Genomic DNA, 9,495 nt, shown 5'->3' with positions numbered 1-9,495 from the left:
AGATGCACAGCTTTATCTTAATAAATGTACTTCATTAGACCGGTAAACGCTATAACAATAGTTGCTATTAATTGCTCAAGGCTCCAACGACCGCTATAGCGAATTCCGTTAATAAACAGTGCTGGTGCAGTTATTACTCCGCTGTGGTGTCCACTTTCGATATCTTCGTTAATGCGATCGACGTGTATTCGCTTGGATATATCTTGCAGAAATTGGGAGATATCGAGTCCTAAACGATTGGCATACTCCACCAGATAGCCGTTATCCAACGCGTGTTGATGGGTGAATAGCATCTCATGCATCTGCCAAAATTGACCTTGTGCTGCTGCTGCTTCCGCCACTTCCGCTGCCTTGTGTGCTTGAGGATGGATTGAATTTTGAATAAAGTGACGAAATACTACACATACTCGATTCTCCTCAGGAAATACGGAATCGAAATGTTGCTGAATTGCCTGAATCAACCGATGCACTTCCCCACACTGAGGAGATTGATAATTCCCATATTCCACGAGTACGATTGGGGCGCTGAGTATCCCCTGGTAGCGATCGCGTTGTGAGGGCAAAACAAAGAGTTGATTAGGATTACTATCTTGATTCATCGGACTTTTTAGCAAAAAGGATTTCATGTAGCATAAAGTGATTGCCATGACTCATATCTGTGATTTTTCTTAACTGAAATGATTGAACCTCACCGAACAAGGCAAAAGTAAAAAGTTAAAAGGCAAAAGAAAGAAAAAGAAAAATGGTCTGATGCCCCTAAATTTATTTATGGAAAGAAATAAAAAGATTTGTTTCGAGACACACAGTGGAGGCAGCGCGGTCTTGGGGGTTTCCCCCATAAGCGACTGCCGTCAAGAAACAATGCGTCCTTATTAAATCCCCTAAATTTATATGGGGATTATCTTTTTACTTTTTACTTCTTAAACTGTCATTTGTATGACTTCATCCTATGAAATTAATGCAGCGTTGTCGCCAACCCAGAGTTGAGTGTTTGCAGAGATGAAACGACAATTGCTACCTGTCTCTACAACTAATCATCAACCGAACTTAAGTTCAGTCACAAGTTGGTGAGTCCCCGCTTCAGGGCTGTGACGACTGCTTGAGTGCGATCGCTCACGCCCAATTTACTCAAAATTCGGTTGATGTGGAATTTAACAGTACTTTCAGTAATATTCAAAGCCGCACCAATATCATGATTGCTTAAGCCGTCTGCCATGAGATGAACTATCTCTTGCTCTCGATGGGTCAACTCTGGATTTTTCATGCGTTGCACCAATTTAGCAGCAACTTCAGGAGGGATATATTGTTGCCCACTGTGAACGATATGAATGGCATTGAGGAGTGCATCCGGTTCAGCATCCTTGAGCAGATAACCTTTGGCTCCGGCGTGTAATCCACGATAAATATCTTCGTCACCGTCGTAGGTCGTTAGTATGATAATGCAGGCATGGGCAAATTCAGCACAGATTGCCACCGTGGCATCGACACCGCTCATCTGCGGCATCCGTAAGTCCATTAAGGTGACATCGGGCTGTAATTGTCGATATTGATCGATCGCTTCCTGCCCATTCCCCGCCTGCCCCACCACCATCATGTCCGGCTCATTTTCAATCATCGCGGCTAGTCCTTGTCGGACAATGGAGTGATCGTCAACAATCAAAACACGGATTGCTACAGACTGACTCATACTGCTGCCTCCCGATGTACAGATACGCTCACTTCTGTTCCCTGCCCTAGTTGACTGTCAATTGAGAGCTGTGCTTTAATGTGTTCCGCTCGTTCGCTCATACCCAGTAAGCCAAACCCCTGACTTAGGGTTGTGCTGTTGACTTCAAATCCTTGTCCATCGTCTCTAATTCGTAAAAAGCATTGTGTAGATTCATAGACTAACTCAATCCGGATCTCGTTCGCATGAGCATACTTAACCGCGTTTGTAAATGCTTCCTGTCCAATTCTCAGCAGGTTATTCTCAGTGTCAGGGGGTAACGCATAAGGCGTGCCAACAATCTCACAAATCAAGCGGGTTTCGGTTGAGAATTGCATACTAGATACAAATCGCTCCAGCGCAGTCCACAGGTTGCCCTCTTCTAGTAACTGGGGACGCAGTGCCGCAACAGATCGTCGAGCCTCTGTCAGCCCGCTGCGAGCTAGATCGCGCACGGTCTGAATATGCGATTGTATTGCTTCTGGGTTGGTTTTTACTAATCGAGAAATGGCTCCCATGTGAACCAGAACACCTGTAAACGCCTGGGCTAGTGTATCGTGTATTTCACGCGCCATGCGGTTGCGTTCTTCCAAAATTGAGGCAGCTTCTGCTTGCTTTTGCAGCGTAATATCTCGCGCCAGCCAAATGACCTGCTCGTGCTGAATCGGTGCAATGCGCGTCGAAAACCAGGTTTCTCGTCCAGCTATCTGTAGGCTGTATTCCACTGTAAGTACTTGTTGGCTTCTCAGCGCTTGCTGAATGTAATTCATGAATTCATCGGCTTGTTCTTCTTCAAAGATCTGATGCAGTGTTTTACCAACCTTCTCCTCAACTGGGCTATACAACTGCCTCGGATTTCCTTCAACGGTTTCGATCACTCGTCCTTGGGCAGTGACAACACACAGCGGATCGGGAATGGCTGAAAAGAGCGCCCGCAGTTCTGCTTCAGAGGCTTGCAATGCTACTTCTGCCTGTTTGCGATCGCTAATATCTGCAATCACGCCGTCTATGCATTCATCGGCTGCATTCAGGCGAGAGGAGTAAAGTCCCCAAAATAGCGTGCCGTCTCGTCTTCGTACCTGCTTTTCAAAGCTTCGCATTTCACCCCGACCCTTCAGCAATTCAACCGCTTGTGGGCGATCGCTGGGATTCACATAAAAGTCTGTGCTGCGTTTGATGCCAATCATCTCATCGGGTGAATCAAAGCCAAACAGATCCGCAAGGCGTTGATTGGCATCGAGAATTAATCCATCCGAGAGGCGGACTCGGAAGATGCCAACCTGCGAGTTTTCAAAAATACTGCGGAACTTGGTTTCACTGCGTTGTAATGCCTCTTCTGCTTGTTTGCGCTGGGTGATGTCATGTCCAACCGATAAGATTTCAACTAAATCTCCTTGTTCATTTAAAATTCCTTGATTTGACCAGGCAACCCAAACTCGCCTGCCGTCTCGACACAGGTTTTCATTCTCGGACTGAAAGTAAGATTCAGGCGAGTAAGATTTAAAGTTGTGAATCACATCATGAACAAATTGTTTGAGATTTCGCCCAGAGGTTTCAGTCTCTGGAACGATCGTTTCTAAAAGGGTACGCCCTAAAATCTGATGTTCCTCATAGCCAAAAAATCTCAGCCCGTAATCGTTTAGGTATTGAATTCGCCCTTGCATATCAGAGCGAATGATGATTGAGTTCGCAGTTTTTATTAAGTTGCGATAGTTTGCTTCGCTTTGCCGTAGTGCGTCCTCTATTCGTTTGCGATCGCTAATGTCCGTAACTAGACCATATAATCCTCTGACTCGATTGTGGCGATCAAAATCGGGGATGAAAGTAGCACTGACATACTTGTTGCCAAACGGATAAGGCATTTCTGCCTCATAGGTGACGCTCTCTCCTGCCAGCACTCGATCGACATAAACTTGAACAACTTGGTAAGCCGCCTCACCCAAAAGTTCGCGGATAGACTTGCCCAGAATTTCATTTCGACTACGACAGAACCAAACTTCAAAGTTTCGGTTAACAAACTGATAGCGCTGATTTAGATCGACATAGCTAATCAGGGCAGGGAGAGCATCAGTGATCAGCCGTAACTCTTGTTCTCGGTCGCGGAGTGCGGCTTCGCTTGCCTGTAAAGCGGCCGTTCGTTCTACGACCTGTTGCTCTAAGGTACGGCTGTAGTCGGCGATTAGTTTCTCGGCTTGTTTGCGCTCGGTAATGTCCTGGAAGGTAGCGATCGCATAAGCCACATTGCCCTGTTCATCAAAAACAGGCGTTCCCCATGCCTCAACCGGAATTGTGGTGTCGTCTCGCTGGATTTCTATATCATCAACCTTGGTGCGTTCGCCGCTCAGTGCTCGGACGATCGGTATTTGCTCAGTCGGATAGGGTTGATCCGTTCCCGCTAACTGAACTTGATGAATCTTTGCCAATTGCTTCACGGTCAGGGCAGGATCGAACGTTTTGCCTACTAGCTGGGTTGCTTGTTGATTGGAGTAGCAAGGGCGACCTGTTGTATCCGCAACGACGATTCCCACCGGAATCGCTTCAAAGAATTGAGTTAGTTCATTTTTGCTGGCCCGTAGCTGTGAGTAGAGTTTGGCATTTTCGATGGCGATCGCTGCCTGGGTTGATAGTAAATGCAAGACCTGTGTACGCTCTGGTGTAAATGCTCCCGCCGCTAGCTGATTCTCTAAATACAGCACGCCGACTAGCTTGGCTTGATTCAGCAGCGGCAAACAGAGAATCGATTTGGTTTGGTGTTGTTGAATGTATGGCTCATTAATAAAAGCACCTTCGCAAATCGCATCGTTTAAAGTCACAGATTCCTGAGTCCGAATCACATATTGAACGATGGATTCAGGCAGTTGATCCACAGTTGGAATGGATTGCAGCACTTGCGTATCGCAGACATTCTCATCATTAAATTCACAAGCAGCTTCAATCAACCATTCTCCTGAGTTTTCCAGAATTAGATATCCAGTTTGAGCGCCAGCATTCTGAATTAAGATCTGCATCAGCGATCGCAATAACTGCTCCAGTTCAATTTCACGAGAAATTGCTTGCGAGGCTTTCATCACCGCCGCTAAATCTAAAGCAGTATGGGAAGTATTGGCGATCGTCTCAGAAGTGGTGGAGATTGATCTGGGAACCACCCTGGGAGACTGCGAGAAAAACTGCGGATAGCGAGTTTCTAAATCTGTGACCTTTGCCGCTGCGCCCCAGCGATCGTAGCAATAATGTGCCTCTTTCATGTAAGTTTGGGCAATTTTTGACCGACCTCTCGCCAAATAATGTTTTGCCGCTAATTCATACGCGAGTGCTTCTTCCTGGATAAACTCATGTTCAGAAGCACCTGCGATCGCTTGTTCATAAAACTCTTCAGCCTCAAGAAATTGCCCTAAGACTCGCGCTTTCTCTGCCTCGACTAAGTAATATTTATGCAAATAGTTCATTGGGGCGTGATCTGCCCATTTTTGCATCTTTTCTTGGTTGTTACTAACACAACTCAGCCAAGCTGCTTTTTGGGAGCTTGAAGCCTCAACAAATAGGCTCAAAAGCACCAGAGAGTCGTAGAAGTGGAATAAAGGTATAACCATCAATGGTGTTATCTCTTCAAAATACTGCCTTGCTAAAACAGCATTTTGTACAGCTTGATAGTGCTCCCCAAATAGATAGCACAGTATAACTTTGTTTAAATAAAAGCAGCAAATTCCGAGTCCGTCTTTGACTGCAACAGCGTGCGATAGCGCTTGCTCTTCATCATATACCCTACCAATTAAACGGCTAAGATTAAGAGACTTACCTAACAGATTAAGAACTGTCTGCCATAACATTGTAAGCCAATTCGACGGGTTTTCCCGTCTGATTTGACCGATCGCTTTGCTATAGGTTGCCGTTTTTTGTTCCAGTTGGGTGAGTTCCTCACCGACAAAAAACAAGTAATAACATGCACCATATGCAGCATAGCTAGCATATTCAAAGTCTCCGGTTTCCACTCCGTTTTGATAAGACTCAACCAGTATTGGTATTGTTTTCCTAAAATGAACCTTCCAATGCATGACATTGGCACTCACTACCAGCAATGCTTTAACACTCCCTTTTTTGCTATTCAATCGTTCTGCCAAGCCCAGAGCTAATTTGCTAAATTGATAACCGCGTTCAATGTCTTGAACAATTCCACATAGAACAAGTCCGTAGCTAGCATAACCCAGTGGTGACCAAGTAGTATTGCCATAGTTGATTGATAAATTGACCATCTTGCACAAAATCAGTATCATCAGCAATGGTGACACCAAAAATGCAACAGCCCTGATATTCGTCAGGATGTACATTGCTGAACGCGGTTCTGATGCCGTCATCTTTGGTGAATTAATTAAGTCTGCGATTTCTCGTCCAGCTAATAGGGAAGCCGTTTCTTCCAATCCTCTTTGAACATCTAACTGGCTGGGATTTTCTGGTAAGATTACTCCCAGGAGATTTAACACTTCTAACCCAGTTTTAAGTGCTTCTTTTAGGTTGCCCTGTGACAAATAGCTTTGAATTCTACTATTGTAAACCTGCACTTTGTCAAGCACTGTCTTAGCGTGGATGAGTACCACTTCTGCGAATTGGTTCATCTCATCAAAGCGACCACGAAGATATGCTGCTTCTGCTGCTTGGGAGTACAGCGCTAAGGTAAGGTCATACTCACTGAGCCAACTATCTGTATCTAGGAGTTTAAGCCCTGTATTAAAATACTGAAGCGCTGCTTCATAAGCCGTTGCTGCTTTGGCTTTCTGACCTGCCATTAAATTCAATCTGGCAATTTCAGTTCGTTCTAGTTGAGCAGTGACTAGCTCAATTCCCCGATCGAGATGATCCACAATGGCAAACAGCCGCTCTGATAGTTGCTCTGGTGAAGTTTTTTCGAGTAAATTGCGACCGATTTGGAGATGAACAACTTGTTTGTGCGACTCATCAATCAAAGCATAAGCGGCTTGCTGAAAGCGATCATGCGAAAACTTATACTCTTGAACTAACAAATCTTCGTCCAAGTCAGACAAGGGTTGAATTAATCCGGCTTGGATTGCTGCTAGTAAATCCTGGAAAATTGCTTTCGGTGATTTTTCCCAGGCGATCGCCAACGTCTCCAAATCAAATTCAGCCCCAACACAAGCGGCTAGGCAGAGAATTTGCTGTGTTGCTTCGGGCAATTTCTGCAACTGACACAACAGCAACTCCACCACATTGTCAGTGATATCTTGAGCGTCAATCTCAGTCAGGTTCCATTGCCAGCTCAACTGTTGTGTATCAAAGGTCAGCAGATTTTCGCCATGCAGCATTTTCAAGAATTCACCGACAAAGAAAGGGTTGCCCTCGGTTTTACGTGATACAGCTTGGGCTAGGGGACGAACGGTATCAGGATTGTGATGTAATGTCTCAGCTATCAGTTGGCTTAACGGTTCCAGTGTTAGGGGGGTGAGAATGATTTCCTGAAGTACTGCTCCCCCTTTTCGCAGTTTCTCTAGCGTCAAAACCAATGGATGCGTTGGAGTCACTTCATTATCTCGGTAGGCTCCAATTAAAAAGAGATATTGGGTTTGCTCGTCGAGTAATATAAGTTCAATTAACTTCAGTGTCGCAGAATCGATCCACTGGAGATCGTCTAAGAAGATCACCAGGGGATGCTCTTTTGCACAAAACGCCCGCATAAACCTTTGAAAAGTTAGATTGAAGCGATTCTGTGCTTCAGTTGCTCCAACTTCTGGTACAGGCGGCTGCTTGCCAATGATTAACTCAACTTCGGGGATGACATCAATGATGATTTGTCCGTTGTTTCCCAAAGCGGTGAGTAGGTGCTCTTGCCACTGTTGCAACTGCTCGTCAGGTTCTCCCAGAAGTTGCTGCACCAATTTTTGCAGGGCATGGGCGATCGCGCTATAAGGAACATTGCGCCCAAATTGGTCAAATTTACCCGATATGAAATAGCCGTGGTTTGCTGTGATCGGTTTATAAAGTTCCTGCACCAATGCTGTTTTGCCAACCCCAGCGTAACCAGCAACGAGCATGAGTTCGACATTGAGTTGAGCATTTTCTATGCCTGACTCTAGTTGACAAATTTCGCCGCATGTCTGTTTTCGGGCCACTCTGTCAAACGCCGCCAATAACGCTTCAATCTGGGCTTCTCGTCCATACAGTTTTTGAGGAATGCAAAACTGTTCGGAAACATCTTGCAGTCCCAACGATATGGCATTCATTTCACCCATTTCTGCCAGTTGCCCGACGCAGCGTTCTAGATCCGCTTTGATGCCCCAGGCACTTTGATAGCGATCCTCCGCATTTTTCGCCATCAACTTCAAAATTATGTCTGAGATGGGTTTGGGAATCGTGGCATTCAATTCATGCGGAGGAATCGGCGGTTTGGCAATATGGCAATGAACTAGTTCTAGGATGTCTTGGGTGGGGAACGGTAGCTGTCCAGTCAACAGTTCGTAAAAGGTTGCGCCTAGTGAATAAAAATCAGTGCGATAGTCGAGCATCCGGTTCATCCGCCCGGTTTGCTCTGGGGATAGATAGGCGGGGGTTCCTTCCAGAAGATGGAGACTTTTGAACGTGAGATTGGTGCGGCCCAAGCGAGTGGCAATTCCAAAATCAATGATTTTGACAACGCCAGTGTTTGGATTAAAGACAATGTTACCAGGGTTGATATCTTTATGGATGACATTTGCAGCATGGATTCTGCCTAGAGTATCGGTAATGGCGATCGCCAGTCCTAGAAAAGTAGATAAGGGCATGGGGCAGAAGTCTGATTGCTGCCGCATCCAGTATTCTAAAGACTCTCCGCCAAAATCTTCTAGAAGAATGAAGAGCGTGCGCTGATAGTTCTGCTGACTGTATGCCTTAACTACGCCTTCGATGTTGAGGGAACAGGTAATTTCATATTCCTGCCGATAACGAGTTAATTCACAAGAAGAAGGATAATCCTGCTTCAGAACTTTAGCGATGACTGCACAATTCTCCCGCTCTCTTATGCCCCGATACACCAGAGAAAGCGAACTTTCGTAGATTTTGCTGTGGATGGTAACTCCAGGTAAGGCAATCATTGGATTTTCTTCCTATGAGTATCGTCAGCGATATCACAAAGTATATCGTTTATTGGACTTTGGACAAAAAATCTTGTTCGCGGATAAAATTCGCGAACAAGATTATATATTTATATTATTTCTATTTTTTGGCTTCATCTATTAAGTCAGCTGAACCTTGAAGTAAAGTATCTATAGCTCGTTGCAGTCCTTCAATCTTAGCTCTGGTAGCTACTTGTTCAACCGCGCTCAGGTAAGCTTTACTACCAGCTTTTCCAAGATGCTTATATTTAGTGTACTTCCCCTTAGTTTTAGTAGGGAAAATCGCTTCAGAAGCTTGTAATTTATAGTACCAGTAGGCACTCTTTTTCCCTTTGGCTAAGTAACGTACTATCCAACACCCAGATGGAGCAACCAATCCAGTTGCTTGAAGAACTTTAATTTCTTGCTCCAAACGTTCTATTGTACTGGCTAATTGGTCAGTACGTGTGATTAAATCATCTTGTCCAGAGGCTTTTGTATCCGTTGACATAAACAAAAATAAAAATGTTCGCGAACTTTATTCGCGATTCGTAATTCGATAAAACTAAGTAGTTGGACAGAATTAATTACATAAATATCTAGTAAAATATGTTTGGAGAAATGAACGTATCTTAAATACAAGATTATATGATATTTATTACAATACCTTCGCCAAATTTATGAACTGGTAGAACAAGGATCGGCAGGGTGGAT

The 9,495-nt window shown here is 44.8% G+C and carries 4 protein-coding genes; all 4 read right to left on the bottom strand.

Features of this window, described 5'->3' with window-relative positions; all coding sequences use genetic code 11:
• Positions 1-17: 17 nt before the first annotated feature.
• Positions 18-647: a DsbA family protein gene (locus tag AC5JMK_RS07915; protein WP_495909812.1), complete on the bottom strand. Its 630-nt coding sequence runs from the start codon at positions 645-647 to the stop codon at positions 18-20.
• Between the two features lie 410 nt (positions 648-1,057).
• Positions 1,058-1,687 (bottom strand): response regulator, encoded by a 630-nt coding sequence (locus AC5JMK_RS07910; RefSeq protein WP_495909811.1) that lies wholly within the window; start codon positions 1,685-1,687, stop codon positions 1,058-1,060.
• A complete protein-coding gene (locus AC5JMK_RS07905) occupies positions 1,684-8,781 on the bottom strand; it encodes a PAS domain S-box protein (RefSeq protein WP_495909810.1) in 7,098 nt (2,365 codons plus the stop codon). Before AC5JMK_RS07905 ends, AC5JMK_RS07910 begins: the two co-directional genes overlap by 4 nt.
• Before the next feature lie 121 nt (positions 8,782-8,902).
• Positions 8,903-9,292, bottom strand: coding sequence for a hypothetical protein (locus AC5JMK_RS07900; protein WP_495909809.1), 390 nt, complete (start codon positions 9,290-9,292; stop codon positions 8,903-8,905).
• Between the last annotated feature and the right edge of the window lie 203 nt (positions 9,293-9,495).

The organism is Pelatocladus sp. (genome assembly GCF_059505505.1).
Note: the sequence above shows the minus strand (reverse complement) of the source record. Positions and strands in the feature narration are given on the sequence as shown.